The sequence below is a fragment of the Mycobacterium sp. 3-98 genome (assembly GCF_035918355.1).
In the GTDB taxonomy this organism is placed as follows: Bacteria; Actinomycetota; Actinomycetes; order Mycobacteriales; family Mycobacteriaceae; genus Mycobacterium; species Mycobacterium intracellulare.
Genome location: NZ_CP142360.1, coordinates 5,005,935 through 5,031,211 on the forward strand (window position 1 = coordinate 5,005,935; position 25,277 = coordinate 5,031,211).

27 protein-coding genes are annotated in these 25,277 nt (G+C 68.1%); 9 read left to right on the forward strand and 18 right to left on the reverse strand.

The genetic code is table 11. The annotated features are described in order from the left end of the window. Positions 1 to 95 precede the first annotated feature (95 nt). From QGN30_RS23370 to QGN30_RS23385, 4 genes are read right to left on the reverse strand one after another with little or no spacing between them, the layout of a single operon-like run. Positions 96 to 521: a molybdenum cofactor biosynthesis protein MoaE gene (locus QGN30_RS23370; RefSeq protein WP_008253842.1), complete on the reverse strand. Its 426-nt coding sequence runs from the start codon at positions 519 to 521 to the stop codon at positions 96 to 98. Continuing rightward, positions 518 to 1,000 carry a MogA/MoaB family molybdenum cofactor biosynthesis protein gene (locus tag QGN30_RS23375; protein ID WP_009951770.1) on the reverse strand — a complete coding sequence of 161 codons (483 nt, stop codon included), beginning with the start codon at positions 998 to 1,000 and terminating at the stop codon, positions 518 to 520. The genes QGN30_RS23370 and QGN30_RS23375 overlap by 4 nt, the downstream gene beginning before the upstream one ends. Beyond that, positions 997 to 1,527, reverse strand: a complete 531-nt coding sequence (gene moaC / locus QGN30_RS23380; RefSeq protein ID WP_026071397.1) for a cyclic pyranopterin monophosphate synthase MoaC — start codon at positions 1,525 to 1,527, stop codon at positions 997 to 999. The genes QGN30_RS23375 and moaC overlap by 4 nt, the downstream gene beginning before the upstream one ends. Before the next feature lie 8 nt (positions 1,528 to 1,535). Beyond that, entirely contained in the window at positions 1,536 to 1,736 is a 201-nt protein-coding gene (locus QGN30_RS23385; protein ID WP_008253834.1) for a hypothetical protein, read from the reverse strand. Between the two features lie 109 nt (positions 1,737 to 1,845). On the opposite strand from QGN30_RS23385, the gene QGN30_RS23390 reads away from it, so the two are divergent. Both QGN30_RS23390 and QGN30_RS23395 read left to right on the forward strand, forming a co-directional pair. Further along, positions 1,846 to 4,104 carry a helicase-associated domain-containing protein gene (locus QGN30_RS23390; protein WP_248923508.1) on the forward strand — a complete coding sequence of 753 codons (2,259 nt, stop codon included), beginning with the start codon at positions 1,846 to 1,848 and terminating at the stop codon, positions 4,102 to 4,104. A gap of 54 nt (positions 4,105 to 4,158) precedes the next feature. Next, positions 4,159 to 5,808, forward strand: coding sequence for a DNA repair helicase XPB (locus QGN30_RS23395; RefSeq protein ID WP_014379227.1), 1,650 nt, complete (start codon positions 4,159 to 4,161; stop codon positions 5,806 to 5,808). Between the two features lie 60 nt (positions 5,809 to 5,868). On the opposite strand, the gene QGN30_RS23400 is transcribed toward QGN30_RS23395, so the two are convergent. Together QGN30_RS23400 and QGN30_RS23405 are read right to left on the reverse strand one after the other, a co-directional pair. Then, on the reverse strand, positions 5,869 to 7,014 hold the full coding sequence (locus QGN30_RS23400; protein WP_009951777.1) for a thiolase family protein: 1,146 nt from the start codon (positions 7,012 to 7,014) through the stop codon (positions 5,869 to 5,871). A gap of 15 nt (positions 7,015 to 7,029) precedes the next feature. Next, positions 7,030 to 7,446 carry a Zn-ribbon domain-containing OB-fold protein gene (locus QGN30_RS23405; protein WP_009951778.1) on the reverse strand — a complete coding sequence of 139 codons (417 nt, stop codon included), beginning with the start codon at positions 7,444 to 7,446 and terminating at the stop codon, positions 7,030 to 7,032. Positions 7,447 to 7,591: 145 nt separating this feature from the next. Between QGN30_RS23405 and QGN30_RS23410 the strand changes: the two genes are divergently transcribed. Further along, positions 7,592 to 7,885: a putative quinol monooxygenase gene (locus tag QGN30_RS23410; protein ID WP_008253825.1), complete on the forward strand. Its 294-nt coding sequence runs from the start codon at positions 7,592 to 7,594 to the stop codon at positions 7,883 to 7,885. Positions 7,886 to 7,899: 14 nt separating this feature from the next. Here the strand turns inward: QGN30_RS23410 and QGN30_RS23415 are convergent, their stop codons facing one another. Beyond that, positions 7,900 to 8,832, reverse strand: coding sequence for an AraC family transcriptional regulator (locus QGN30_RS23415; RefSeq protein ID WP_248923507.1), 933 nt, complete (start codon positions 8,830 to 8,832; stop codon positions 7,900 to 7,902). Between the two features lie 82 nt (positions 8,833 to 8,914). Between QGN30_RS23415 and QGN30_RS23420 the strand changes: the two genes are divergently transcribed. After that, positions 8,915 to 9,409, forward strand: coding sequence for an anthrone oxygenase family protein (locus QGN30_RS23420; RefSeq protein ID WP_248923506.1), 495 nt, complete (start codon positions 8,915 to 8,917; stop codon positions 9,407 to 9,409). On the opposite strand, the gene QGN30_RS23425 is transcribed toward QGN30_RS23420, so the two are convergent. Further along, positions 9,406 to 10,395 carry an LLM class F420-dependent oxidoreductase gene (locus QGN30_RS23425; RefSeq protein ID WP_201406287.1) on the reverse strand — a complete coding sequence of 330 codons (990 nt, stop codon included), beginning with the start codon at positions 10,393 to 10,395 and terminating at the stop codon, positions 9,406 to 9,408. The genes QGN30_RS23420 and QGN30_RS23425 overlap by 4 nt on opposite strands. Before the next feature lie 27 nt (positions 10,396 to 10,422). Beyond that, positions 10,423 to 10,959, reverse strand: coding sequence for a TetR/AcrR family transcriptional regulator (locus QGN30_RS23430; RefSeq protein WP_248923505.1), 537 nt, complete (start codon positions 10,957 to 10,959; stop codon positions 10,423 to 10,425). An 82-nt stretch (positions 10,960 to 11,041) separates the two neighbouring features. Between QGN30_RS23430 and QGN30_RS23435 the strand changes: the two genes are divergently transcribed. From QGN30_RS23435 to QGN30_RS23445, 3 genes are all read left to right on the forward strand, one after another. Next, positions 11,042 to 12,250, forward strand: a complete 1,209-nt coding sequence (locus QGN30_RS23435; protein WP_248923504.1) for an FAD-dependent monooxygenase — start codon at positions 11,042 to 11,044, stop codon at positions 12,248 to 12,250. Positions 12,251 to 12,313: 63 nt separating this feature from the next. After that, positions 12,314 to 13,174 (forward strand): LLM class F420-dependent oxidoreductase, encoded by an 861-nt coding sequence (locus QGN30_RS23440; RefSeq protein WP_014379222.1) that lies wholly within the window; start codon positions 12,314 to 12,316, stop codon positions 13,172 to 13,174. 32 nt (positions 13,175 to 13,206) lie between these two features. Next, the gene (locus QGN30_RS23445) at positions 13,207 to 13,812 is read left to right on the forward strand and encodes a class I SAM-dependent methyltransferase (RefSeq protein WP_041787028.1); all 606 of its coding nucleotides are present in this window, start codon (positions 13,207 to 13,209) and stop codon (positions 13,810 to 13,812) included. 71 nt (positions 13,813 to 13,883) lie between these two features. Here QGN30_RS23445 and QGN30_RS23450 read toward each other — a convergent pair whose 3' ends face one another. Together QGN30_RS23450 and QGN30_RS23455 are read right to left on the reverse strand one after the other, a co-directional pair. After that, complete coding sequence (locus QGN30_RS23450; RefSeq protein WP_014379220.1) at positions 13,884 to 16,028, reverse strand: 3-hydroxyacyl-CoA dehydrogenase NAD-binding domain-containing protein; 2,145 nt, start codon at positions 16,026 to 16,028, stop codon at positions 13,884 to 13,886. A 4-nt stretch (positions 16,029 to 16,032) separates the two neighbouring features. After that, a complete protein-coding gene (locus tag QGN30_RS23455) occupies positions 16,033 to 17,244 on the reverse strand; it encodes an acetyl-CoA C-acetyltransferase (RefSeq protein WP_201407309.1) in 1,212 nt (403 codons plus the stop codon). A 200-nt stretch (positions 17,245 to 17,444) separates the two neighbouring features. On the opposite strand from QGN30_RS23455, the gene QGN30_RS23460 reads away from it, so the two are divergent. After that, complete coding sequence (locus QGN30_RS23460; protein ID WP_009951790.1) at positions 17,445 to 18,626, forward strand: pyridoxal phosphate-dependent aminotransferase; 1,182 nt, start codon at positions 17,445 to 17,447, stop codon at positions 18,624 to 18,626. On the opposite strand, the gene QGN30_RS23465 is transcribed toward QGN30_RS23460, so the two are convergent. From QGN30_RS23465 to QGN30_RS23480, 4 genes are read right to left on the reverse strand one after another with little or no spacing between them, the layout of a single operon-like run. Further along, positions 18,619 to 19,074: an SRPBCC family protein gene (locus QGN30_RS23465; protein ID WP_026071396.1), complete on the reverse strand. Its 456-nt coding sequence runs from the start codon at positions 19,072 to 19,074 to the stop codon at positions 18,619 to 18,621. The genes QGN30_RS23460 and QGN30_RS23465 overlap by 8 nt on opposite strands. A gap of 58 nt (positions 19,075 to 19,132) precedes the next feature. Beyond that, a complete protein-coding gene (locus tag QGN30_RS23470; RefSeq protein ID WP_014379218.1) occupies positions 19,133 to 19,588 on the reverse strand; it encodes an SRPBCC family protein in 456 nt (151 codons plus the stop codon). Positions 19,589 to 19,646: 58 nt separating this feature from the next. Next, positions 19,647 to 20,726 (reverse strand): CaiB/BaiF CoA transferase family protein, encoded by a 1,080-nt coding sequence (locus tag QGN30_RS23475; protein ID WP_248923503.1) that lies wholly within the window; start codon positions 20,724 to 20,726, stop codon positions 19,647 to 19,649. A gap of 5 nt (positions 20,727 to 20,731) precedes the next feature. After that, the gene (locus QGN30_RS23480; protein WP_009951796.1) at positions 20,732 to 21,175 is read right to left on the reverse strand and encodes an SRPBCC family protein; all 444 of its coding nucleotides are present in this window, start codon (positions 21,173 to 21,175) and stop codon (positions 20,732 to 20,734) included. Between the two features lie 35 nt (positions 21,176 to 21,210). Between QGN30_RS23480 and QGN30_RS23485 the strand changes: the two genes are divergently transcribed. Further along, entirely contained in the window at positions 21,211 to 22,926 is a 1,716-nt protein-coding gene (locus tag QGN30_RS23485; RefSeq protein WP_051473017.1) for an alpha-keto acid decarboxylase family protein, read from the forward strand. 4 nt (positions 22,927 to 22,930) lie between these two features. Here the strand turns inward: QGN30_RS23485 and QGN30_RS23490 are convergent, their stop codons facing one another. The 3 genes from QGN30_RS23490 to QGN30_RS23500 are packed head-to-tail and all read right to left on the reverse strand — an operon-like array spanning position 22,931 to position 25,152. Next, the gene (locus tag QGN30_RS23490; protein WP_008253794.1) at positions 22,931 to 23,116 is read right to left on the reverse strand and encodes a (2Fe-2S)-binding protein; all 186 of its coding nucleotides are present in this window, start codon (positions 23,114 to 23,116) and stop codon (positions 22,931 to 22,933) included. 9 nt (positions 23,117 to 23,125) lie between these two features. Continuing rightward, on the reverse strand, positions 23,126 to 23,752 hold the full coding sequence (locus QGN30_RS23495; RefSeq protein ID WP_248923502.1) for a fatty-acid--CoA ligase: 627 nt from the start codon (positions 23,750 to 23,752) through the stop codon (positions 23,126 to 23,128). Further along, positions 23,749 to 25,152: a FadD3 family acyl-CoA ligase gene (locus QGN30_RS23500; RefSeq protein WP_225330771.1), complete on the reverse strand. Its 1,404-nt coding sequence runs from the start codon at positions 25,150 to 25,152 to the stop codon at positions 23,749 to 23,751. Before QGN30_RS23500 ends, QGN30_RS23495 begins: the two co-directional genes overlap by 4 nt. Positions 25,153 to 25,277 lie beyond the last annotated feature (125 nt).

Below are 25,277 nucleotides of genomic sequence, written 5' to 3' on the forward strand. Positions count from 1 at the left end.
TAGCGCCACCAGATTCCCCGCACGCCCCGAAAACCCTCCTGTTCGGGGCGTGTTGGGCACGGCGCACCAACTCCCGGACTCAGCTGGCTACGGCGTCAGGCCGAGCCCACCCACTCCTCGGTGCCGTCGGCGAAGAACTGGTGCTTCCACACCGGTAGCCGCGCCTTGATGGTGTCGACGAGTCGCGCACAGGTGGTGAACGCCGCCTGGCGATGGTCGGCGGCGACGGCCGCGACCAATGCCGCCTCTCCGATGTGCAGCACACCGACGCGGTGGCTGGCGGCGACGGCGCGGACGCCGCTGGACTGCGCCGCCACATCGGCAACCACGTCGGCCATGACCTGGGCGGCCGAGGGGTGCGCCGAGTACTCCAGCCGCACCACCCGGCGCCCCACGTCGTGGTCGCGGATCATGCCGACGAACCCGACGATGGCCCCCGCCGACTGATGGCCCACCAGCTCTTCGTGCTCAGCCAGAAGAATCGGCTGCTCGGTCATGGCTGCGCGCACGACCAGCGTCATCGCTGATGGTCTTTACCGGCGAGTTGATCGAGCGCGTGGTCGAGCACGTCGGCGAGCACCCCGAGCCCGTCGCGCACCCCACCGGGTGAACCCGGCAGGTTGACGATCAGGGTCCGTCCGGCCACCCCGCACACGCTGCGGGACAACACCGACGTCGGCACCTTGGGCAGGCCCGACTGGCGGATCGCCTCCGCCAGGCCGGGGATGAGGTAATCGATGACGGCCACGGTCTGGTCCGGGGTGCTGTCACTGGGTGAGATGCCGGTGCCGCCGGAGGTGAGGATGACGTCGACGTCGTCATCGATCGCGTTGCGCAGCGCATCACCGACCGGCGACCCGTCGGCGACCACCTCCGGCTCCCCGGCCGAAAAGCCCCGCTGGGTCAGCCATTCGGTGATGATCGGCCCGCATCGGTCTTCGTACTGTCCGGCCGACGCCCGGGTCGAGGCGATGATGACGCGGGCCGATCGGGTGCTCATGACCGCGTCCACATTCCGGTTTTGCCGCCTTCCTTGCGCAGGACTCGAATGTCATCGATCCGCGCGGCCGGGTCGACCGCTTTGATCATGTCGTAGAGCGTCAGGGCCGCGACGCTGACGGCGCTCAGCGCTTCCATCTCCACCCCCGTGCGGTCGGTGCTGCGCACCGTCGCGGTGATCTCGATGTCCGACTCCGCCACGTCGAAGTCGATGTCGACCCCGGTCAGCGCCAGCTGATGGCAGAGCGGGATGAGCTCGCTGGTGCGCTTCGCCGCTTGGATACCCGCTACCCGGGCGGTGGCAAGCGCGTCGCCCTTGGGCAGGCCCCCGGTCGAGATCAGCTCCACCACGTGTGCCGATGTGCGCAGGGCGCCCGCGGCGACGGCGGTCCGCTTGGTGGCTACCTTCTCGCTGACGTCGACCATGTGGGCCGCCCCCTGGTCGTCCACGTGTGACAGCGCACCCGAGCGGGATTCTCCCGACGCCCAGGTCGCCGAGGCTTTCGAGGCCTCAGAGGCCCTAGCCATGGAAAGACCTACCGATTGACGACGGTGACCGGGTGCAGGTAGGGCAGCTCGGTGGAGGGCAGCGGGAACGTCAGCTCGCCGAAGGGCGACAGCGCACCCGTCCGGTCGGTGACGAGTTCACTGACCGCGTGGTCGTCGGGGTCCGTCGTCGGCCAGCCGTTGTCGACATACTTGGTTTTGCGAGCTTTGCCCTCAGCAGTGTCAGCCACGAGGTCCATTCTGACAGGTGACCCAGGAGCGCGTGGCGCAAGACCGTAGGTTCGCGCCGCCCCTTCGCGATCTGCTCGGCATCCACGACCTGCTTTACGCTGGTCAGCGATGACCGACAACACCCCGGATATCCCGCTGGGGTCGTGGCTGGCCGAGTTGTCCGATGAGCGCCTGACCCGGCTGCTGGAATTGCGGCCGGACCTCGCCCAGCCCCCGCCCGGCAGCATCGCCGCACTGGCGGCCCGAGCCCAGGCCCGCCAGTCGATCAAGGCCGCCACCGACGACCTCGACTTCCTGCGGCTGGCGGTGCTCGACGCGCTGCTGGTGCTGCGGGCCGACGCGGAACCGGTGCCGACCGCGAAGCTGCTGGTGCTGATCGGTGATCGCGCCCCCGAAGGCGACGTCCTCGACGCGGTCGACGACCTCCGGCAACGCGTCCTGGTCTGGGGCGAGACCGCGCTGCGGGTCGCCCCCGACGCCGGGACGGGAATGCCGTGGCATCCGGGGCAGGTCATGCTCGAGGACACCTCGCGCGACGCCGAGCAGATCGCGGCCCTGATCGACGACCTCGACCGGGCGCAGCTCGAGGTACTGGAGAAACTTCTCGAAGGCTCCCCGATGGGCCGCACCCGCGACGCGGCGCCGGGCGCGGCGGCGGACCGCCCGGTGCCCCAGCTGCTGGCCATGGGCCTGTTGCGGCGCATCGACGCCGAGACCGTGATCCTGCCCCGCCACGTGGGACAGGTGCTGCGCGGCGAGCGGCCCGGCCCGATGCAACTGACCGCGCCGAACCCGGTGGTGTCGACCACCACCGCCGACGACGTCGACGCGACGGCCGCCGGAGCCGCCATCGACCTGCTGCGGGAGCTCGACGTTCTGCTCGAAACGCTTTCCGCCGCACCGGTTTCCGAGCTGCGCAGCGGGGGCCTGGGAATCCGGGACGCCAAGCGGCTGAGCAAGGTGACCGGCATCGACGAGTCACGGCTGGGTTTGATCCTCGAAGTCGCCGCCGCGGCCGGGCTGATCGCCAGCGGCATGCCCGACCCCGAACCGGCCACCGGCGAGGCACCGTACTGGGCGCCGACGGTCGCCACCGATCGGTTCGCCGCGCTGTCCGCCGCCGAGCGTTGGCACCTGTTGGCCAGCAGTTGGCTCGACCTGCCCAGCCGGCCGGCGCTGATCGGCACGCGCGGTCCCGACGCCAAACCCTATGGGGCCCTTACCGATGCCCTGTATTCCACCGCCGCGCCGCTGGATCGCCGCCTGTTGCTCGGCATGCTGTCCGGGCTCCCGCCCGGGGCCGGCGTCGACGCGGCGGAAGCATCGGCCGCGCTGATCTGGCGGCGTCCGCGGTGGGCCAAGCGGTTACAGCCGGGGCCCGTCGGGGATCTGCTCGCCGAAGGCCACGCCATGGGGCTGGTGGGGCGCGGGGCGATCAGCACGCCCGGCCGGGCGCTGCTGGACGAGGACAACGATCCGCAGGCCGCGATCGACGCCATGACCAGGGCGCTGCCCGAACCGGTCGATCACTTCCTGGTGCAGGCGGACCTGACGGTTGTCGTGCCGGGTCCGCTGCGGCGCGACCTGGCCGAGCAACTCGCCACCGTGGCCACCGTCGAATCGGCGGGCACGGCGATGGTGTACCGCGTCAGCGAGCAGTCGATCCGGCATGCGCTCGACGTCGGCAAGACCAGCGACTGGATGCATACCCTGTTCGCCAAGCACTCCAAAACGCCAGTGCCCCAAGGGCTTACCTATCTCATCGACGACGTCGCGCGCAGGCACGGGCAGCTGCGGATCGGCATGGCCGCGTCGTTCGTGCGGTGCGAGGATCCGGCGCTGCTGGCCCAGGCTGTGGCCGCTCCCGCGACCGAAGAGGTGCAGTTGCGCGCCCTGGCCCCCACGGTGGCGGTGTCGCCGGCGCCGATCGGCGAGGTGCTCGCCGCGCTGCGAGCCGCGGGCTTCGCTCCGGCGGCCGAAGACTCGACCGGCGCCGTCGTCGACGTCCGGCCCCGGGGCGCCCGGGTGGCCACACCGCAACAACGCCGTCCCTATCGCCCGCTGCACCGTCCCAACAGCGACAGCCTCCACGCGGTGGTCGCGGTGCTGCGCAAGGTCACCGGCGCACCGTTCGGCAACGTTCGCGTCGATCCGGCGGCCACCATGACGCTGTTGCAGCGCGCCGCCCGGGAACAAGACACCCTGGTGATCGGTTATCTAGACGCGGCCGGCGTGGCCACCCAGCGCGTCGTGTCGCCGATCACCGTCCGGGGCGGTCAGCTGGTGGCCTTTGATTCGGCATCGGGCAGGCTGCGCGACTTCGCCATCCACCGCATCACGTCGGTGGTGTCGGGCTCGGGCCGATAATGGACGGCATGCCGGAGCTTATGCAGGGCGAAGCGATGAGGAGTGGCGCCATCTATGTCTGACGGACCGTTGATCGTGCAGTCAGACAAGACGGTGCTGCTCGAGGTGGAGCACGAACAGGCCGGCGCGGCGCGGGCCGCGATCGCGCCGTTCGCCGAGCTGGAACGCGCACCCGAGCACGTGCACACCTACCGCATCACACCGCTGGCACTGTGGAACGCCCGCGCCGCCGGGCACGACGCCGAACAGGTCGTCGACGCGCTGGTCTCCTTCTCTCGCTACGCGGTGCCGCAGCCGCTGCTGGTCGACATCGTCGACACCATGGCCCGCTACGGCCGCTTACAGCTGGTGAAAAACCCGGCGCACGGCCTGACGCTGGTGAGCCTGGACCGCGCGGTGCTCGAGGAAGTGCTGCGCAACAAGAAGATCGCCCCGATGCTCGGCGCCCGGATCGACGACGACACGGTCATCGTTCACCCCAGCGAGCGCGGCCGGGTCAAGCAAATGCTACTCAAGATCGGTTGGCCCGCAGAGGATCTCGCTGGCTACGTCGACGGCGAGGCGCATCCGATCAGCCTGGCCCAGGACGGCTGGCACCTGCGCGACTACCAGCAGATGGCCACCGACTCGTTCTGGTCGGGTGGCTCCGGCGTGGTGGTGCTTCCCTGCGGCGCCGGCAAGACGTTGGTGGGGGCCGCCGCGATGGCGAAAGCCGGTGCGACAACGCTGATTTTGGTCACCAACATCGTCGCGGCGCGGCAGTGGAAGCGTGAGCTGATCGCCCGCACCTCGCTCACCGAGGACGAGATCGGCGAATACTCCGGTGAGCGCAAGGAAATTCGGCCGGTGACCATCTCGACGTACCAGATGATCACTCGCCGCACCAAGGGCGAGTACCGCCACCTCGAGCTCTTCGACAGCCGCGACTGGGGGCTGATCATCTACGACGAGGTCCACTTGTTGCCGGCGCCGGTGTTTCGGATGACCGCCGATCTGCAATCCAAGCGGCGCCTGGGGCTGACCGCCACGCTGGTCCGCGAGGACGGCCGCGAGGGCGACGTGTTCTCCCTGATCGGCCCGAAACGCTATGACGCGCCGTGGAAGGACATCGAGGCGCAGGGGTGGATCGCGCCGGCGGAGTGCGTCGAGGTGCGGGTCACCATGACCGACAACGAGCGGATGATGTACGCCACCGCCGAGCCCGAAGAGCGCTACAAGCTGTGCTCGACGGTGCACACCAAAATCGCTGTGGTCAAATCGATTCTGGCGAAGCATCCGGGTGAGCAGACCCTGGTGATCGGCGCGTACCTCGATCAGCTCGACGAGCTGGGCGCCGAGCTGGGCGCCCCGGTGATCCAGGGCTCCACGCGGACCAAGGAACGCGAGGAGCTGTTCGACGGCTTCCGCCGCGGCGAGGTGAACACGCTGGTGGTGTCCAAGGTCGCCAACTTCTCCATCGACTTGCCGGAAGCCGCGGTGGCCGTGCAGGTTTCGGGAACCTTCGGCTCGCGCCAGGAAGAGGCGCAGCGGCTGGGCCGGTTGCTGCGGCCCAAGGCCGACGGCGGCGGCGCCATCTTCTATTCCGTGGTGGCGCGCGACAGCCTGGACGCCGAATACGCCGCCCACCGGCAGCGTTTCCTGGCCGAGCAGGGTTACGGCTACATCATCCGCGACGCCGACGACCTCCTGGGTCCGGCCATCTAGCGAGCGAACGCAAAAGCCCCCGAAACTCCGTTGTTTCGGGGGCTTTTGTGTCTGGCGGCGCTACCGAGACAGGATGGTCGCCGAGGCGGTGCCGGGCGCGCCGTACACCTGGGCCAGGCCGACGCGCGGATCGCCGGGGACCTGACGCTCCCCCGCCTCGCCGCGCAACTGGCGCACCAGTTCGTGCATCTGCCGCAGCCCCGACGCGCCGATCGGCTCGCCGTTGGCGATCAGCCCGCCGTCGGTGTTGACGGGAATCGAGCCGTGGATCTCGGTGGCGCCGTCGGCCAGCAGCTTCTCCTGTTCGCCGTCCGCGCACAATCCGGTCTCGGCCATGTGGATCACCTCGGCGCCGGCGTCGGTGTCCTGCAACTGCGCGACGTCGACGTCTTCGGGTCCGATGCCGGCCGCCTCGTAGGCGGCCTTCGCCGCGTACACGGTCGGTGACGCGTCCTCGTCCAGCGGCGCCGACGTGGCGTGCACCTCGTAGGCGCCGAAGCGCCGGGTGCGAATCTCGCAGGCGCGCACATAGACCGGCTTGTCGGTGAACTTCTCGGCCATGTCGGCGCGACACATGATGACCGCGGCCGCCCCCTCGTCGGGCGCGCAGAACATGTACTGCGTCAACGGGTAGTTCAGCGCGGGCGAGGCGAGGATCTCCTCGACGGAGATCTCCTTGCGCCGGAAGGCATTCGGGTTCAGCGCACCGTTGCGGAAGTTCTTGTTGGCCACCCGCGCCAGCGTCTCCTGGGAGATGTTGTGGTCGTGGATGTACTTGTTGGCCTTCATGCCGAAGAACTTGGTGGTGACGAACTGCCCGTTGTTGGCGTACCACTGCGGCAGCGCCAGCTTGGCGGGGTCGTCGGTGAAGGCACCGCGCGGATGCTTGTCGAGGCCGATGGCAATGCCGATGTCGTACTTGCCCAATCGGATGGTGTCGGCGGTCTGCTGGATGGCGCTGGCCGCGGTGGCGCAGGCGTTGAACACGTTGGTGAACGTGATGCCGGTCAGGCCGACCAGGCGGGTCACGGCGTCGGGGTTGGAGACCTCGTAGCTGCCGCCGAACCCGAATTGGATGTCTTTCCAGTCCACTCCGGCATCTTTGAGCGCGAGCTGGACGGCCTCGGCGCCCATCTGCATCGCCGTCTTTTCGAACCTGCCGAATGGGTGCAGGCCCACGCCGATGATGGCGACGTCGTTGGTCATCTCAATCCTCCTGACTCAGGCGACGGGCTGGAACGCGAAGGTGATGATTTCGGCGCCCTCGTCGTCGGTGGCGAACGGCACCATGGTGAGTTCGACTTCCTGGCCGAACTTCAACTTGGCCGGGTCGTTCTCGGTCAGGCGGCCTTCGACGCGGATCACATCACCGAGCTGGACCAGTCCCACTCCGAAGGGCACGAAGTCCTTACCGGCCGGGCCGATGTAAGGGGCTCCAGGGGGAAAGCCCTGGGTCGTCCACGCCACCAGCGTTCCGCGCCGGGGCAACAGCACGTCGGACATCTCGCCACCGCTGCAGCGCGGGCACCACTGCTGCACCGGGAAGGTGGTCGCCTCGCAGCTGCCGCATCGGCTGCCGATGAGCTGCGGGCTCTCATCGGGCCAGGTAGAGATCTCGGGAGCAAGTGCCTTCTGCATCGGGGGGGTCCTCCAGGAACGTCGACAATCCGCCAACAGAACTCACTGAACCGTATAACAGCTTTCCGAAAACTGGAAACCGCATTCTCGCCTCCGCGCAATGGGCGAGGGCTGGCATCGGGCGCGGGGAAGATATGTTGGCGCCATGACGGTCACCGTGATACTCGAGCTCAGGTTCAAGCCCGACGAGGTCGCCGCGGGGCGCGAGCTGATGGGCCGGGCGCTGCAGGACACCCGCGCGTTCGACGGGAACGTCCGCACCGACGTGCTCGTCGACGAAGACGATGAAGCGCACTGGTTGATTTACGAAATTTGGGAGACGGTCGAGCACGACGAGGCTTACCGCGCGTTCCGCGCGGGCGAGGGCAAGCTGACGCAGCTTCCCCCGCTGCTGGCCGCGCCCCCGGCCAAGACCAGGTACCTCACCAGCGACGTGTAGCTCGCGCCGGCCGATCAGCCCGCGCCGGCGCGGTGGGTATTCGGGCTCACCCCGTAGGCGCGTTTGAAGGCGGTACTCAACGCGAACGGGGTGGCGTAGCCGACCTCTCGGGCGACGGCGGCGATGGTCGCCTGGCTGGACCGCAGCAGATCGGCGGCCAACGCAAGCCGCCAACCGGTGAGGAAAGCGATCGGCGGCTCGCCCACCTGCTCGGTGAACCGGCGGGCGAACGCTGCGCGTGACGCGCCAACTGCCGCAGCGAGATTCGCGACGGTCCAGGGGTGCGCGGGGTTGCTGTAGATCAGCTTCAAGGCCGGCCCCACCACCGCGTCGTGTTCGGCGTGCCACCCGGCGGGCGCGTTGACGTCGTTGTCGAACCAGATGCGCAGCACCCCGATGAGCAGCAAGTCGAGCAGCCGATCCAGATACGCCTCTTGGCCGGGGCCGCCACGGCCGGCCTCGCTGGCCAACAGCGGAACCAGCGGACTGTCCCATTCGTCCGCGCGCAACACCAGCACGGCGGGCAGCGCGTCGAGCAACCGGGCGCTGACCTCGCTGCGTCCCTCGTACGCGCAGACGATGGAGCGGGACGCACCCGAGGGACTGTTACCCCACGTCCGCACGCCCAACGACATTTCGAAGTGCAAGTCGTCCCCGGTCTGCGTGGTGCACCGTTGACCCGGATGGATCACCGCCATCGGGGCGGTCCCCGGGTCGTCCGCGAAGACGTAATGCTGGGTGCCGCGGGTGAGCGCAATGTCCCCGGGACGTAGCCAATCGGTGCCGCTGTCGTCGCCGACGATGACGGCGCTGCCATGCGTCTGGCAGATGATCGCCAGCGGCGCGTCGTCCTGGATGCGCAGCGACCACGGCGGGTCCATCATCATGCGCAACACAAATGCCCCGCGCGCCCGAACGCCGTCGAGCAATCCCACCACGGCGTCCACAACCGGATCGTAGACGGGCGCATATGTAATCGGGACGGATAGCGATGGATGGTCTCAGCCGGCCCGCGGTTGACTTCAGGCCATGAACGCAAGTCCGGTTGTCATCCTGACCTCCATCGCCACGATCGTCGGCGCCGCCGCCGGCGGAATGATGTACGTGTTCTCCACATTCGTGATGCGCGGCCTGAATGGCATCGATTCGCGCGAGGCGATTGCCGCGATGCGCGGTATCAACGTCGCAGCGAATTCCAGTCCCGCGTTTCTGCTCGCGTATTTTGGTGCGGCGATCCTCGCCTTGGCGGTCGGCGTCGTCGCGGTGACGCAGTTGCGCCAACCCGGCAGCTGGTGGCTGTTGGCGGGAGCGGTTTTCGCGATCCTCGCCGCGATCATCACGGTGGTGTTCAACGTGCCGCTGAACAACCGTCTCGACGGCGTAGACCCGGTGGGGCTGTCGGCCGCCGACGCCGCGCGCGAATGGCAGACGTACTTCTCCACGTGGACGGCATGGAACCATGTCCGCACCGTCACCGCGTTCCTCGGCGCCGCACTGATGCTGGTCGGGCTGCGCTGCCGCTAGCTCAGTGCGGGAATGACCTCTCCTTCGAACAGCTCGATGCCGGAACGGTCGTAGGCGGCCTCGGGGAAATAGCAGATGGCGTAGTCGCATCCGAGATCTCGGAGCTTGGTCAGACGCTCGACGACCTGTTCCGGCGTGCCGGTGGCCGAGTCCGGCCCGCTGGTGCCGGCGATCATCGCGTCCGCGGCGGCCTCCCCGACGTAATCGGCCATGCGGCCGCGGACCCGTTGCAGCCGGTCTTTGACGTCGGCCTCCGACGGGCCGACGACGGCGTTGACGTTGACCGAACGCACGATGGCGTCGAAGTCGGTGCCCACTTCGCGGCAGTGCCCGGCCAGCACCTGCGACTTGTGGGCGAACGCGGCCGGCTCGGGCGTGAAGTTGGTGTACTGCGCGTACCGGGCGGCGATACGCAAGGTCACCTTCTCGCCGCCGCCGGCGATCCACAGCGGAATCCCGTTGTCCTGCAGTGGCTTAGGGGCGACGATCGCGCCGTCCACCTGGTAGTGCTTGCCGTCGAAGCTGACCTTGCCGTCGCGCCAGGCGTCGCGCATGATCTGGACGCCTTCGTCGAGGCGACCCAACCGGACGCCCGCCGACGGGAATCCGTAACCGTAAGCGCGCCATTCATGTTCGTACCAGCCGCCGCCGATCCCCATCTGAATCCGGCCACCGGAGATGATGTCGGCCGTCGCGGCCACCTTGGCGAGGTAGACCGGGTTGCGGTAGCTCATGGCCGTGCACATCTGGCCGAGCTTGATGCGCGACGTGGTGGCCGCGTACGCGGACATGAGCGACCATGCCTCGTGGGTGGCTTCCCCGGTGGGCACCGGGACGGTGTGGAAGTGGTCGTAGACCCACAACGAGTCCCACCGGCCGCGGTCCGCGTGATCGGCCAGATCGCGCATCACCGCCCAGTGTTTGTCGGGTTCGATGCCGACCAGATCCATCCGCCAGCCTTGCGGAATGAAGAGACCGAAGCGCATACCAACGGACTTTAGCCCCGCCACTATTCAGCCATTCAGCGCGTCGAACGCGGCCGCGACCGACTTCTCGCGCAGTTCCTCCTGCGGCGCGTCGACGAACTGCACGCAGCAGTCCTGCAAGCCGCCGAACGCGACGACCGCGCGGGTGGACTGTGCGAGCGTCGGCGTCTCACCGAACACCAGCCGCGCCAACCGCTCTCGCCACGCCAGCACGGTGTCGATGAGGTCCAGGTCGATCAGCGTCGACAACTCGGTCAGCAACAGCACCAGGTCCCGGCGGTGCCGGTAGTGGAAATCGAAATAGCCCTCCAACAACTCGCGAACATCGACGGCGCCGCGGCTCTCGTGGTCGGCGACGAACCGCTCGCCCTCGTCGATCAGCGGCACCAGGATGCTGCGCACCAGGTCCTCGCGTGACGGAAAGTGGTAGTACAGCGCGGGTTTGGTGATGCCCAGCTGGTTGGCGATGTCCTGCAGGCTGGTGCGCTGCACGCCGCGCTGCAAAAACAGCTCGCGAGCGACCTCCTGAATCCGCTCGCGCGTGTCTGACCGGGGCCTGCTCACCCGCCCGAGTTTATCTGACTTACCGATCGGTAAGTGGGAATGCTATGCTTACCGAACGTTAAGTAAGTGCGGGAGGTGGATCGTGCGGATACTCATTTCCGGCGCCAGTGTCGCCGGCCCGGTGCTGGCGTACTGGCTGTCCCGCTACGGCTTCGACGTCACCGTCGTCGAGCGCGCCCCGACGCTGCGCAAAACCGGCGGCCACGCCGTCGACTTGTTCCGTCCGGCGATGGAGATCTCGGCGAAGATGGGCGTCCTGCCCCGCATCGAGGCCCTGGCCACCGGAACCACCCGCCTGGCGCTGTACCGAGAAGGCCGGCCGCGGGCCACCGACATCGAGCTCACCAAGATCTACGCCGCCAGCTCCGACCGGCACGTGGAGATCATGCGCGACGACCTCAGCGAGATCTACTACGACGCCGCCCGCGACGACGTCGAGTACCTGTTCGGCGACTCGATAACCGAGATCGAGCACGACGGCACCGTGGCGTTCGAGCGCTCCGAGGCACGCACCTTCGACGTCATCGTCGGCGCCGACGGCCTGCACTCCAACGTTCGGCGCCTGACCTTCGGCGAGGAAGCCGGCCTGACGCGCTTCCTCGGGGGATACCTGTCGGTGCTGTCGGCGCCCAAGGCGCTGGTGCGGGCCGGCGAGATGGTCGGCCACATCGGCGTCGGCCGCTTCGCCGGTATCTACACGGCGGACCACCTGGACGACGCGCGGGTGGTGTTTCTGTTTCGCCGCCGGGAAGAACCCGACTACGACCACCGCGATGTGTTGCGGCAGAAGGAGTTACTGCGCGACGCTTTCACCGGGATGCATGACCAGGTGGACGGCTGGCTGGCCGAAATCGAGCGCACGCCCACCTTCTACTTCGACTCCATCACCCAGCTCCGCACGGACAGGTGGTCGCGCCGCCGCGTCACCCTGGTCGGCGATGCCGGATACTGCCCCGGGCCGGCGGTGGGCGGCAGCACCAGCCTCGCCGTCCTCGGCGCCTACGTGCTCGCCGGAGAACTCGCCCGCGCCGACGGCGACCACCTGCGCGCCTTCGCCGCCTACGAACTGCAGATGCGCGAACCGGTGCATCGCAGCCGGTCCTTCGCCCGCGGCGCGGCCAAGGGCATCATCCCCGGTTCCCGCGCCGGAGTCTGGGCGTTAACCCGTGGAGCCCAACTGATCTCGGCGATGCCGGGGTCGCTGTCCCGGTCGCTGGCCAAGCTGAACACCAAGGGCGTCCGCATGCACGACTCGATGCCGGTCCCCGACTACGCCGGAAGCGACGTCTGACAGCATGTCCAGTAGGCCGCGGACCCGAGCGGCCGCGCGCGTGCCACGAAGGGAAGGCCTCAGATGGAACTGACCGGTGTTGGGATCTGGAGCAGTCAACTGCGCTACGGCGACCCGGCCGAATCCGCCGACGCCGCAGCCGAACTCGATGAACTCGGCTTCCCTGCGCTGTGGATTCCCGACGTCGGTGGGCCGGTGTTCGACTCGGTCGGTCATCTGCTCGCCGCGACCAAGCGGACCGTGATCGCCACCGGCATCCTGAATCTATGGATGCATGGGCCCGGCGACGTCGCCGAATCCTATGCGGCGCTCACCGCGGAGCACGGCGACCGCTTCCTGCTCGGAATCGGCGTCAGCCACGCACCGCTGATCGACGCCGGCCAGCCCGGACGCTACCGCAAACCGCTCGCGGCCACGGCGTCGTTCCTGGACGGGTTGGATGCCGCGCCGCGGCCGGTTCCCACCGGGCGCCGGGTTCTTGCCGCGCTCGGACCGAAGATGCTGAAGCTGTCCGCGAGCCGCGCCGCGGGCGCCCACCCCTACCTGGTTACCCCCGACCACACCGCTTCTGCCCGTTCGACTTTGGGCCAGGGCCCCCTGCTCCTGCCGGAGCAGACGGTCATCCTGACCGACAGCGCCGACGAGGCGCGTCAGATCGGAACCGAGTGGCTGCGGTCCTATTTGGCGTTGCCCAACTACGCGAACAACCTGCTGCGCAGCGGCTTCTCCGAAGACGATGTGGCGCAGGTGAGCGATCGACTGTTCAACGCGATCATCGCCTGGGGTGACGAAGACGCCATCATGGGCAGGGTCGCCGAACATCGTTCCGCCGGAGCCGATCACGTCTGCGTCCAGGTGTTGCGGGCCGATCCGAGAGCCTTCCCGCGCGAGGAATGGCGCCGAATCGCCGCCGCCTGCCGATAGCAGGTGATCCGCCGCGCGGCATAGGGTGAGCTATGGCTTCCAAACAGATGCTGTTTCGGATCTTCTACCGCATCGGTTTCACCCCATGGGACGGTCACCCGCTGGCCCGCAGTGTGCGGGACCTGGTCGAGGGAACCGGCGACACGGCCGCGCTTGCCGCCGGGTCCGCCCTCGAACTCGGATGCGGTACCGGTGACTGCTCGATCTACCTCGCTCAGCACGGCTGGCGCGTCACCGCGGTGGATTTCGTGGCCAAACCCCTGGAGCGGGCGCGGGCCAAGGCCGCCAAGGCCGGCGCGGCCGTCGACTTCGTCCAGGCCGACGTCACCCAGCTGAGCCGGGCCGGGATCGGCGCGAACTTCGAGCTGATCGTCGACAACGCCTGCCTGCACAACATGAGCGACGCGGATCGCGACGCCTACGTCCGCGAGGTCAGCGCCGTGGCGGCCCCGCATGCCCGGCTGCTCATCATCGCGTTCGTGCCCGGCGGCCGCGTCGGGGTGCGCGGCATCGACCACGCCGAGATGGAACGGCGCTTCACTCCCAACTGGACGTTGCTGTCCGCGGGCGCGGAACGCGAACTGGACCGCGCCGAGAAGACCCCGGCTCGGTACTACCTGTTCCAACGGCGCACCTGACCGGCGAGCAGACGTAAAAACCCCCGACACGCCGTGCGTGCGAGGGTTTTTACGTCCGCTCGTGGCAGGACTTAACTCAGTGACTTCGGCGGCAGGAACCGCTCGCCGTACTTGGCCGCCAGTTCCTTGGCGCGGGCCACGAACGCATCCTTGCCCGTGCCGCCGGCACCGGAGTAACCGACGATGAACTGCGCGCTACCACCGGTGTACGGCGGGAAGCCGATGCCCATGATCGAGCCGATGTTGGCGTCGGCGGTCGAGGTCAGCACGCCCTCGTCCAGACACTTCTGCGTCTCGAGCGCCTCGGCGAACAGCATGCGATCGATCATGTCCTGCAACGGAATCTCCGCGCTGCCCGACTTGAACGTCTCCTGCAGGCCGGGCCACAGGCGGGTCCGCTTGCCGTCCACGTACTCGTAGAAGCCGGCGCCCTTCAAGCGGCTGGGCCGTCCGATTTCGATCATCTTGTCGACGACGGCCTCGGCCGGGTGCGGCTCGTAGGTGCCGCCCGCGTCCTCGACGCCCTTGCGGGTGGCCGCGGCGATCTTGTGCATCAGCTCCAGGTTGAGCTCGTCGGACAGCTGCAGCGGCGGCGCCGGGTAGCCGGCCTGCGAACCGGCGTGCTCGATGCTGGCCGGGGCCACGCCCTCGCCGAGCATCGCCAGCGCCTCGTTCACGAACGTGCCGATCACGCGGCTGGTGAAAAACCCGCGGCTGTCGTTGACCACGATCGGCGTCTTGCCGATCGCCAGCGTGTAGTCGAACACCCGGGCCAGGGCCTCGTCGGAAGTCTTCTCGCCCTTGATGATTTCCACCAGCGGCATCTTGTCGACCGGCGAGAAGAAGTGGATTCCGATGAAGTCCTCCTGCCGCTTGACGCCGGTCGCCAGACCGGTGATCGGCAGGGTTGAGGTGTTCGACCCGAGCAGCGCGTTGGGTTCGACGATGTCCTCGATCTCCTGGAACACCTTGTGCTTGAGCTCCTGGTTCTCGAACACCGCCTCGATCACGAAGTCGACGCCCGCCAGGTCGGCGGGGTCGGCAGTCGGCGTGATGCGGTCCAGCAGCGCCTTGCTCTTCTCCTCGGTGGTCTTGCCACGCTGAAGTGCCTTGGCCTCAAGCTTTTCCGAGTAACCCTTGCCCTTCTGGGCGGCCTCGATATCGACGTCCTTGAGCACCACGTCGAAGCCGGCCTTGGCCGACACGTAGGCGATGCCGGCGCCCATCATGCCCGCGCCCAGCACACCGATCTTGTTGATCTTGACCGGCTCGATGCCGTCGGGGCGCGAACCGCCGCCGTTGATGTGCTGCAGGTCGAAAAAGAACGCCTGGATCATGTTCTTGGCGACCTGGCCGGTGACCAGCTGGGTGAAGTAACGGCTTTCGATGCGGCTGGCCGTGTCGAAGTCCACCTGCGCGCCCTCGACGGCCGCGTCCAGGATGGCCCGCGGCGCCGGCATCGGGGCGCCCTTGAGTTGCTTCTTGAGCAGCGCCGGGAACGACGGCAGGATGCCGGCCAGCGCGGGGCTGGACGGGGTGCCGCCGGGCATCTTGTAACCCTTTTTGTCCCAGGGCTGTTCGTGCGAATCGGGGTTGGCCTTGATCCACGCCTTGGCGGCGGGCACCAGTTCGTCGACCGAGCCGACGAGCTCGTCGACCAGGCCGATCTCCTTGGCCTTGGCCGGCTTGAAGCGGGTGCCCTGGCTCAACACCTCCATGAATGCCTTCTGGATGCCGAACATCCGCACGGTGCGGGTCACCCCGCCGCCGCCCGGCAGCAGGCCCAGCGTCACCTCGGGCAGACCCAGGACGCTGCCCTTCACGTCGGCGGCGATCCGGTGGTGGCAGGCCAGCGCGATCTCCAGGCCGCCGCCCAGTGCGGCGCCGTTGATGGCGGCCACCACCGGCTTGCCCAGGGTCTCCAGCGCACGCAGGTCGCGCTTGACCGACTCGACGGTGTCGAACGCCTCGCCGGCGTTCTCGGGGCCGAGGTTGATCATGCCCTTCAGGTCACCACCGGCGAAGAAGGTCTTCTTCGCGCTGGTGATCACCACGCCGGTGATCGAATCCTTCTCGGCGGCAAGGCGTTCGACGGCGTTGTGCATGGACTCGCTGTAGTGCTCGTTCATCACGTTGGCCGACCCGGTGGGGTCGTCAAGCGTCAGGGTGACGATGCCGTCGGCGTCCTTATCCCACGCAATGGTGTTCTCTGCCATGGTCTTAAACCCTCTCGATGATGGTGGCGACACCCATGCCGCCGCCGATGCACAGCGTGATCAGGGCGCGACGCGCGTTGCGGCGCTCGAGCTCGTCGACCATGGTGCCGGTGATCATGGCGCCGGTGGCGCCCAGCGGGTGGCCCATCGCGATGGCGCCGCCGTTGACGTTGAGCTTCTCGTCGGGAATGTTGAGGTCCTTCTGGAACTTCAGCACCACCGACGCGAACGCCTCGTTGAGTTCGAACAGGTCGATGTCGTCGATCGTCAGGCCCGCGCGGTCGAGCACCTTGCGCGTGGCGGGCGTCGGGCCGGTCAGCATGATGACCGGGTCCGAGCCGCTGGTCGCCGTGGCCACGATGCGGGCCCGCGGCGTCAGGCCCTGCGACTTGCCGGCGGCCTCCGAACCGACCAGCACCAGCGCGGCGCCGTCGACGATGCCCGAGCTGTTGCCACCGGTGTGGACGTGGTTGATCTTTTCGACCCAGTGGTACTTGGTGAGCGCGACGTCGTCGAAGCCGCCCATCTCGCCGATGCCGTCGAACGCGGTCTTGAGTTTGCCCAGGCCCTCGAGCGTGGTGTCGGGCCGCATGTGCTCGTCGTGGTCGAGGATGACCAGGCCGTTCTGGTCGCGCACCGGCACGACCGACTTGGCGAAGTAGCCGCCCGACCACGCCGCGGCGGCCTTCTGCTGGCTGCGCAGCGCGTAGGCGTCGACGTCGTCGCGGGAGAAGCCCTCGATGGTGGCGATCAGGTCGGCGCCGATGCCCTGCGGCACGAAGCCGATCTGGTAGTTGGTCTCGGGGTCGGTCGCCCAGGCGCCGCCGTCGGAGCCCATCGGGACGCGGCTCATCGACTCGACGCCGCCGGCCAGCACCAGGTCGTCCCAGCCGGAACGAACCTTCTGAGCGGCGGTGTTGACGGCCTCCAGACCGGAGGCGCAGAACCGGTTGAGCTGCACACCCCCGGTGGTCTCGGGCAGGCCCGCGGCCAGCACCGCGGTGCGGGCGATGTCGCCGCCCTGGTCGCCGACCGGGGACACGACGCCGAGGATCATGTCGCTGATCAGGTTCTCGTCCAGGTCGGGGTAGCGCCGGCGCAGCTCGTCGACCAGGCCCACGACCAGGTTGAGCGGCTTCACCTCGTTGAGCGAGCCGTTGCGCTGCTTGCCCCGCGGTGTGCGGATGGCCTCATAAATGAAAGCTTCTTCGGACATGACGACTTCCTTGTTCGCGAATAGGGTTCGAATCCCGTCTTCAAGACTAGGTCCCGCACCACCCTAACAGCAGGCCCGGCCAACCTGTTGGTTGAGCAGGTTGGCGCTGGTCAGAGCCTCGAGCGTGACGCGACAGTCACGTTCGGCGCCGAACGTGACGGTGCAGTCACGCTGGGCGCAGGAAGTTAAGCTCGACGACCATGACGGTCTCGCGACTGCGCCCGTACGCGACCACGGTGTTCGCCGAGATGTCGGCGCTGGCCACGCGGATCGGAGCGGTGAACCTCGGCCAGGGGTTTCCCGACGAGGACGGGCCGCCGGCCATGCTGAAGGCCGCCCAGGAGGCCATCGCCGACGGCGTCAACCAGTACCCGCCGGGGATCGGCATCGCGCCGCTGCGACACGCGATCGCCGCCCAGCGCCACCGCCAGTACGGCATCGAGTACGACCCCGACACCGAGGTGCTGGTGACGGTCGGGGCGACCGAGGCCATCGCCTCGGCGGTGATCGGCCTGATCGAACCCGGCTCGGAGGTCCTGCTCATCGAGCCGTTCTACGACTCCTACTCGCCCGTGGTGGCGATGGCCTCCGCGCGGCGGGTCGCCGTGCCGCTGGTCCCCCACGGTCGCGGCTTCGCCCTGGACGCCGACGCGCTGCGCCGGGCGGTGACGCCACGGACCCGCGCGCTGATCGTCAACTCGCCGCACAATCCGACCGGCACGGTGCTCAGCGCGGCCGAGCTGGCCACCATCGCCGAGATCGCCGTCGCGGCCGACCTGTTGGTGATCACCGATGAGGTGTACGAACACCTGGTGTTCGACGGGCGCCAACACGTGCCGCTGGCCGGCTTCGACGGCATGGCCGAGCGGACCATCACGATCTCCAGCGCGGCCAAGATGTTCAACTGCACCGGCTGGAAGATCGGATGGGCTTGCGGCCCAGCGCAACTCATCGCCGGGATGCGCGCGGCCAAACAGTATCTGAGCTATGTCGGCGGCGCGCCGTTCCAGCCGGCCGTGGCCTTGGCGCTCGAGCAGGAGGGCGCCTGGGTGGACGACCTGCGCGCCACGTTGCAGGCCAGGCGCGATCGGCTGGCCGCCGGGCTGATCGACGTCGGGTTCGAGGTGCACGACAGCGCCGGCACGTACTTCTTGTGCGCCGATCCCCGCCCGCTGGGCTACGACGACAGCGCCGCGTTCTGCGCGGCGCTACCCGAAAAGGTGGGGGTCGCCGCCATCCCGATGTCGGCCTTCTGCGACCCGGGCACGGCACGCGGGCCGGCCGACGTGTGGAATCACTTGGTGCGCTTCACCTTCTGTAAACGCGACGACACGCTCGATGAGGCGATCAAGCGACTGGCCGCACTGCGCGACGCTACCTAGCCGGGCCGAAGCCCCGAGGCCCCATCACCCGCTTGCGCAGGCCCTCCAGCGCGGAGTGCAGGATCTTCTTGCGGGCCCGCGCGACCCAGAACTCCGGCAGCGGGGCCCACGGTTCGACGGTGATGGTGAACCGCACCCTGGTCCGGTCGTCGCCCAGCCGGCTCAGGTTGTACTCCCCGTGCTGGCCGTGTTGCTGGGCCGTCTTGTGGGCGTCCCACACCATCCAGTCGGGCCCCCAGTGGTATTCGAGCAGTTCGGTGTCGTGGATGCCGGTCACCGCGATCGTGACCTTCACGTGGTGCGGTCGCCCGTCGGGGTGCTTGTCGATGACCTCGACCCGCTTGTGCACCGACGACCATGACGGCACCGCGTCCATATCGGCGAGCGCCTCCATGATGACCTCCGGAGGCGCATCGATCACGATTTCCGACGATGCTTGTACAGCCACTGCTAACAAGTTAACTACAGCGCCGCGGCCGGCGAGGGCCGAAAACCACAGACGCCGGCTATTCGGGCTCGGCGGGACGGGTGCCGCGCATCACCATTTCGCGCAATCCCTTTTCCGCCCCGTCGAGGGCGCTTTCGCTGGCCCGCCGGACGATGAACGCGGGCATGGGCCGGCCCGGTTCGACGGTGATGTCGAAACGCACTCGGGTCTGGCCGACGCCTTCGGGTTTGAGGTTGTATTCGACGTGCTGACCGTGCTGCTGGGAGGTTCCTTTGGCGTCGTAGCAGACCCAGTCCGGGCCCCAGTGATATTCCAGGATCTCCTTGTCGACGAGCCCCAGGATCTTGATGGTGGTCTTGACGTGGTGGGGCCGGCCGTCGGGATACCGGTCGATCACTTCGATGTTCTTGTGCAGCGGTGACCAGGACGAGAGGACGCCGACATCTGTCAGCGCCTCCATGACCACTTCTGGCGGCGCGTTGACGACAAATTCGCGTGATGCTTTTACGGCCACTGGGATCAAATTTAGCAACGCCGGCCCGGGCATGGATCGGTTCGTCGTAATCGATGGCCTACCAGTTGATTTCGTCAAGCGGTGTCGTCGCCGCCGGGGGTCGCTCGACCGGCCCGGTGGGTGTTCGCGAAAAGCGCGGGGCGGGTGCGGCCTGGTCGACGCCGTGGGCGGTGATGACGGTGGACCGCGTCCGCAGGTGGTCGTCGGTCGCGGCTTCGGTCCATGTCAGTACCGGGGTGACGCACGCATCGGTGCCGGCGAACGTGCGCGCCCATTCGTCGCGGGTTCGGCTCGCGAACCGTTTCGTGAAGATCTCGCGCATCCGTGGGTAGGAATCCTTGTCGAGCTGGCCGGGCACGTACTCGGGTGACAGGCCGAGCCCGGCGAGCAACGCCGCGAAGAATTGCGGCTCGATGGCGCCGACGGCCACGTATCCGCCGTCGGCGGTCTCGTAGCAACCGTAGAACGGGGCGCCGCCGTCGAGCAGGAAGGATTGGCGTCGGTCGCGCAGTGCGCCAGTGGACTTCATCGTCCACATCATCTGGGCCAACAGACTCACCCCGTCGACCATCGCCGCGTCGATGACCTGACCCTTGCCCGACCGTTCCCGTTCGTAGAGGGCGACGGCGATGCCGAACACCACCAGCATCGAGCCGCCACCGAAGTCGGCGACCAGGTTCAGCGGCGGAATCGGCGGACGGTCGGCGTAGCCGAGCGCCGAGAGCGCGCCGGTCTGCGACAGGTAGTTGATGTCGTGACCCGCCGTGCGCGCCAGCGGCCCGTCCTGCCCCCAGCCGGTGATCCGCGCGAAGATCAGGCGCGGATTGGCCGCCGCGCAGTCGTCGGGACCGATTCCGAGCCGCTCGCACGTGCCGGGGCGAAAGCAGTCCAGCAACACGTCGGCCTTGGCGGCCAGCTCGAGCAGGGCCTGCGGTTGCGTCTTGACGTCGAGGTCGATGATCCGCTTGCCGCGATGCAACAAGTCCCGGCCCTCGGCCGGCATTTCGAGGCCGCCCGACGGCCGCCGCACCCGCACCACGTCGGCGCCCAGGTCCGCCAGCAGCATTCCCGCGTGCGGCCCCGGTCCGATGCCGCCGAGTTCGATGACCCGCACCCCGGCCAGCGGGCCGCCGCCCACCGTGACTACTTGCCCTTCTTGACCGTGAGCACCCGCTCGCGCAGGGCCTTGGTGGCGGAGTCGATCGTCCCCTTCACGGCACGCTTCAGCACGAAGCCGGGCAGCGGCACGTTCGGGTCCGCCAGCAGCTCGAACTTCACCAGGGTCTTGTCGCCCTGCGGTATCAGGGTGTACTTCCCGTCCTGCGCCTTCTGCTGCGAGGAACTCACCAGCGTCCAACTCACGGCGTTGTCCGCCCAGGTGTAGGCGACCACCTGTTCGTCGGTGATCCCGGCGACCTTGACCCTCATCCTGACTTGGCGGGGCCGCCCGTCGTCGCCGGTCTCGAGGACCTCCGCGCTCTGGTGCGGTTCCGACCATTCGGGCATCGATTCGAAATCGGCGATGACGTCCAGAATCTCCTCGGGACTGGCTTCGATCACGATGTCGCGGGATTCTTTGAGTGCCATGGCCCGCACGATACTGGCCCGGCGTCCCGCCCGGAATGGATTCGGCCGAGCGTACCGTCGTGCCTGTGACTGATGCCGCGACCGATCCCGCTTACACCGTCGGTGACTACCTGTTGGACCGTCTCGCCGAACTCGGCGTGTCCGAGATCTTCGGCGTTCCCGGTGATTACAACCTGGAGTTCCTCGACCACATCATCGCCCACCCCAGCCTGCGCTGGGTCGGCAACGCCAACGAGCTGAACGCCGGCTACGCCGCCGACGGGTATGGACGGCTGCGCGGAATGTCGGCGTTGGTAACGACATTCGGCGTCGGTGAGCTGTCCGCGGCCAACGCGATCGCGGGCAGTTACGCCGAGCAGGTGCCCGTCGTGCACATCGTCGGCGGCCCGTCCAAGGACGCGCAGGGCACCCGCCGGGCGCTGCACCACTCCCTCGGCGACGGGGACTTCGAACACTTCTTCCGGGTCAGCCGCGAAATCACCTGCGCCCAGGCCAATCTCATGCCCGCAACGGCCCGCCGGGAGATCGACCGGGTGCTGTGCGAGGTGCGCGAGCAGAAGCGACCCGGATACATCCTGCTGTCCACCGACGTGGCCCGCTTCCCCACCGAGCCGCCCGAAGCTCCGCTGCCCCGCTACAGCGGCGGCACCAGCCCGCGCGCGCTGGCGATGTTCGTCGAGGCCGCGACCGAGCTCATCGGCGGCCACCGGTTGACCGTCCTCGCCGACCTGCTGGTCCACCGCCTGCAGGCGATCAAAGAACTCGAGGCGTTGTTGGCCGCGGACGTCGTGCCGCACGCCACGCTGATGTGGGGGAAGAGCCTGCTCGACGAGAGCTCACCGAATTTCCTGGGGATCTACGCGGGATCGGCCAGCGCGCCGGCGGTGCGCACCGCGATCGAAGAGGCACCCGTGCTGGTCACCGCCGGGGTGGTGTTCACCGACATGGTGAGCGGCTTCTTCAGCCAGCGGATAGACCCGGCCCGGACCATCGACGTCGGGCAATACCAAAGCAGCGTCGCCGGAGAAGTCTTCGCGCCGTTGGAGATGGGCGCCGCGCTCGAGGCGCTGGCCACCATCCTGGCCCGTCGCGGGACCGCGTCGCCACCGGTGGCGTCGCCGCCGGCCGCACCGCTCCCGCCGCCCCCGCCCCGCGATCAACCCCTGACCCAAAAAATGCTGTGGGATCGGCTTTGCCGGGCCCTCACACCGGGCAACGTGGTGCTGGCCGACCAGGGGACCTCCTTCTACGGCATGGCCGATCACCGGCTGCCGCACGGTGTCACCTTCATCGGCCAACCTCTTTGGGGCTCAATCGGTTACACGTTGCCCGCCGCGCTGGGGGCCGCCGTCGCGCATCCCGACCGCCGCACGGTGTTGCTGATCGGGGACGGCGCCGCGCAACTGACCGTCCAGGAGCTCGGCACCTTCTCACGCGAGGGGCTCTCCCCCGTCATCGTGGTGGTCAACAACGACGGCTACACCGTCGAGCGCGCCATCCACGGCGAGACGGCGCCCTACAACGACATCGTCAGTTGGAAGTGGACGGACGTCCCGCACGCGCTGGGCGTCACCGACCACCTGGCGTTCCGGGTCCAGACCTACGGGGAGCTCGACGACGCGCTGACCGCCGCCGCCGAACACAAAGACCGCATGGTTTTCGTCGAGGTGGTGCTGCCGCGGCTCGAGATTCCCCACCTGCTGGTCGAACTCGTGCAACCGACGTCACCGGACGGCAGTCCGCGCCGCTGAAGTTCTAGCGCGGATTCGGCGTCCGCTCCGGGGACGATGATCGCAGGATGGCTTGCACCGTCCGCCGGCAGCGACCGCAGTCGGTGCCCGCTCCGCACGCCTGGGCGACTTCGTTGGTGGTCGACGCCCCGCACTCGACGGCCTCGGTCACGGTCTGGCTGGTGACCCCGTTACACAGGCACACGAACACCGGCGAACCTCAGTCCGCCTCGATGCGCATCATGTCGGAAAACCGGCCGACGAACAGCGGGGGGTAGGCGCCGATGCCCGCTCCCGACATCCACTGCGCCGCGGCGTCCGGGTGGTCGATCCACTCCCGCGCGCGTTCTTCGTCGGGGAACTCCTGCAGGATCAGCACCTCGTGGTCGTCGTCGAAAGCCTGGAACACCCAGGTCTTTCGGATGCCGGCCGTGGTGAACCTGTCGATCGCCGTGCTGACTTCGGAGGTCAGCAGGTTCACGTCGTTGACGGACGCGATGGCGGCCACCACGACGCCCGGCGCTGCCGGGGTTTGCGGCGGCTGGGCGATGAACCGGTCGATGATCTCGCCGGCGAACACCGCGGGGATGTCGTCGACACCGGCTTCGTCGAACCAATCGAAGAAGACCCGCGAGCGCAGCAGCTCGACGATCGGCTCACGGCTGTGGACCCCGATCATCACCAGGACCCGGCCGTAGTCGTGGGTCGAGGTGTAGACGAGCACGTGGTGCGCGCCGATGTCGGCCAGGGCCGCCTTGTTGCGTTCCAGCAGCGGCCATACTCGCGACGGATCGGGGACGCGGTAGTCCGACGCGATCACCATCGAATGAATATCGCCGTTATTCATCGAAGTTGGTCCTTCATCACTTTCCCCGTCGCGTTGAGTGGGAGTGAATCAAGGAACTGTACCGCGCGCGGCACCTTGAACCCGGCCATGCGGTCGCGGCACCAGCCGATCAATTCGTCGGCGCTGACCTCGCCCTTGCGGACCACGAACGCCTTGCCCACCTGGCCCATCCGTTCGTCGGGGATACCGATGACGGCGGCCTGCGCGACGGCGGGGTGGTTGAGCAGGAAACCTTCGATCTCGGCGGGATAGGCGTTGAAGCCGCCGACGATGAACATGTCCTTCTTGCGGCCGACGATGCGCAGCCGCCCGGCGTGGTCGAAACTTCCCAGGTCCCCGGTGTGCAGCCACCCCTCGGCGTCGATCGCCTGGGCCGTGGCGGCCGGGTCGTCGAGGTAGCCCTGCATGACGCCGTAGCCGCGGACCACCACTTCGCCGTCGTCGGCGATGCGCACCTCGACTCCGTCGCAGGGCAGGCCGGCGGTGGTGGCGACATCCTCGAAGGAATCCCCGGGCCGCGACAGCGTCACGTTACCGGCCTCGGTGAGTCCGTAGCCGGTCATCAACGTCTCGAACGGCAGTTCGCCGTGGATGCGACGGACGAGTTCGACCGGGATGTCGGCGGCGCCGGTCACCGCCGCCCGCAGCGTCGACAGCTTGGACTTGTCGCCGACGCTCAGCAATGAGTGGTACAGCGTCGGCGGCCCCGGAAGCATCGTGATGCGTTCGCGTTCAATGAGTTCCACCACGGTGTCGATGTCGAAGACCGCGACCGGCAGCATCGTCGCGCCGCGCAGAAAGGACGTCACCAGCCCCGCCTTCAGGCCGAACGTGTGGAAGTACGGGTTGATCTGCAGGTAGCGATCGCCCTCGCGCAGATCCGCAAGCGACGCCCACTCCTCGTACATCCGCAGCGTTTGGCCGTGGTTCAGCATCGCCCCCTTGGGGCGGCCCGTTGTGCCCGAGGTGAAGATGATGTCGGAGATGTCGGTGCCGCTGACCGGCCGCTCGAAGGGCGAACCGCTGGACAAGAAGTCGGACTTCAGATCGATGACCGGTGTCCCGGTCGGCGCGGTGTAATCCTGGTCCAGAAAGCCCTTTTGGACCAGGACGGCCTTCACCTTGCTGCGGACGATGATGTCGCCGGCTTCCTCGGTCTTGAACCGGGTGTTGACCGGGACGAGCACGCCGCCTGCCGTGAGCAACCCGAACGCCGCGATGATCCACTCGGCCGAGTTGGGCGCCCAGATCGCGACCCGGTCGCCCTTGTCGATGCCAAGTTCCGCGAAAGCGCCCGCGGCACAGCGTATCCGCTCGACGACTTCGGTGAAGGTGAGGCGCAGCGGACCGTCGACGACTGCTTCCGCGTCGCCGAAGCGGTCCGCCGCGCTCAAGACCATCTCGGGGATGGTCCGCCACTCAGGCTCGATTGGTCAGCTCCTCCTCATCGCGCTGCGCGCTCTGCATCGTCGCCGACCGGGGCTCGATTGGTCAGCTCCTCCTCATCGCGCTGCGCGCTCTGCAT

Coding starts and splice junctions, on each gene's coding strand:
- QGN30_RS23370 (WP_008253842.1), bottom strand. CDS start 521: ATGACGCTGGTCGTGCGCGCAGCCATGACCGAGCAGCCGATTCTTCTG.
- QGN30_RS23460 (WP_009951790.1), top strand. CDS start 17,445: ATGACGGTCTCGCGACTGCGCCCGTACGCGACCACGGTGTTCGCCGAG.
- moaC (WP_026071397.1), bottom strand. CDS start 1,527: ATGGCTAGGGCCTCTGAGGCCTCGAAAGCCTCGGCGACCTGGGCGTCG.
- QGN30_RS23500 (WP_225330771.1), bottom strand. CDS start 25,152: ATGGTCTTGAGCGCGGCGGACCGCTTCGGCGACGCGGAAGCAGTCGTC.
- QGN30_RS23485 (WP_051473017.1), top strand. CDS start 21,211: ATGGATTCGGCCGAGCGTACCGTCGTGCCTGTGACTGATGCCGCGACC.
- QGN30_RS23445 (WP_041787028.1), top strand. CDS start 13,207: ATGGCTTCCAAACAGATGCTGTTTCGGATCTTCTACCGCATCGGTTTC.
- QGN30_RS23425 (WP_201406287.1), bottom strand. CDS start 10,395: ATGCGCTTCGGTCTCTTCATTCCGCAAGGCTGGCGGATGGATCTGGTC.
- QGN30_RS23480 (WP_009951796.1), bottom strand. CDS start 21,175: ATGGCACTCAAAGAATCCCGCGACATCGTGATCGAAGCCAGTCCCGAG.
- QGN30_RS23440 (WP_014379222.1), top strand. CDS start 12,314: ATGGAACTGACCGGTGTTGGGATCTGGAGCAGTCAACTGCGCTACGGC.
- QGN30_RS23375 (WP_009951770.1), bottom strand. CDS start 1,000: ATGAGCACCCGATCGGCCCGCGTCATCATCGCCTCGACCCGGGCGTCG.
- QGN30_RS23420 (WP_248923506.1), top strand. CDS start 8,915: ATGAACGCAAGTCCGGTTGTCATCCTGACCTCCATCGCCACGATCGTC.
- QGN30_RS23410 (WP_008253825.1), top strand. CDS start 7,592: ATGACGGTCACCGTGATACTCGAGCTCAGGTTCAAGCCCGACGAGGTC.
- QGN30_RS23390 (WP_248923508.1), top strand. CDS start 1,846: ATGACCGACAACACCCCGGATATCCCGCTGGGGTCGTGGCTGGCCGAG.
- QGN30_RS23395 (WP_014379227.1), top strand. CDS start 4,159: ATGTCTGACGGACCGTTGATCGTGCAGTCAGACAAGACGGTGCTGCTC.
- QGN30_RS23455 (WP_201407309.1), bottom strand. CDS start 17,244: ATGTCCGAAGAAGCTTTCATTTATGAGGCCATCCGCACACCGCGGGGC.
- QGN30_RS23450 (WP_014379220.1), bottom strand. CDS start 16,028: ATGGCAGAGAACACCATTGCGTGGGATAAGGACGCCGACGGCATCGTC.
- QGN30_RS23400 (WP_009951777.1), bottom strand. CDS start 7,014: ATGACCAACGACGTCGCCATCATCGGCGTGGGCCTGCACCCATTCGGC.
- QGN30_RS23495 (WP_248923502.1), bottom strand. CDS start 23,752: ATGAATAACGGCGATATTCATTCGATGGTGATCGCGTCGGACTACCGC.
- QGN30_RS23405 (WP_009951778.1), bottom strand. CDS start 7,446: ATGCAGAAGGCACTTGCTCCCGAGATCTCTACCTGGCCCGATGAGAGC.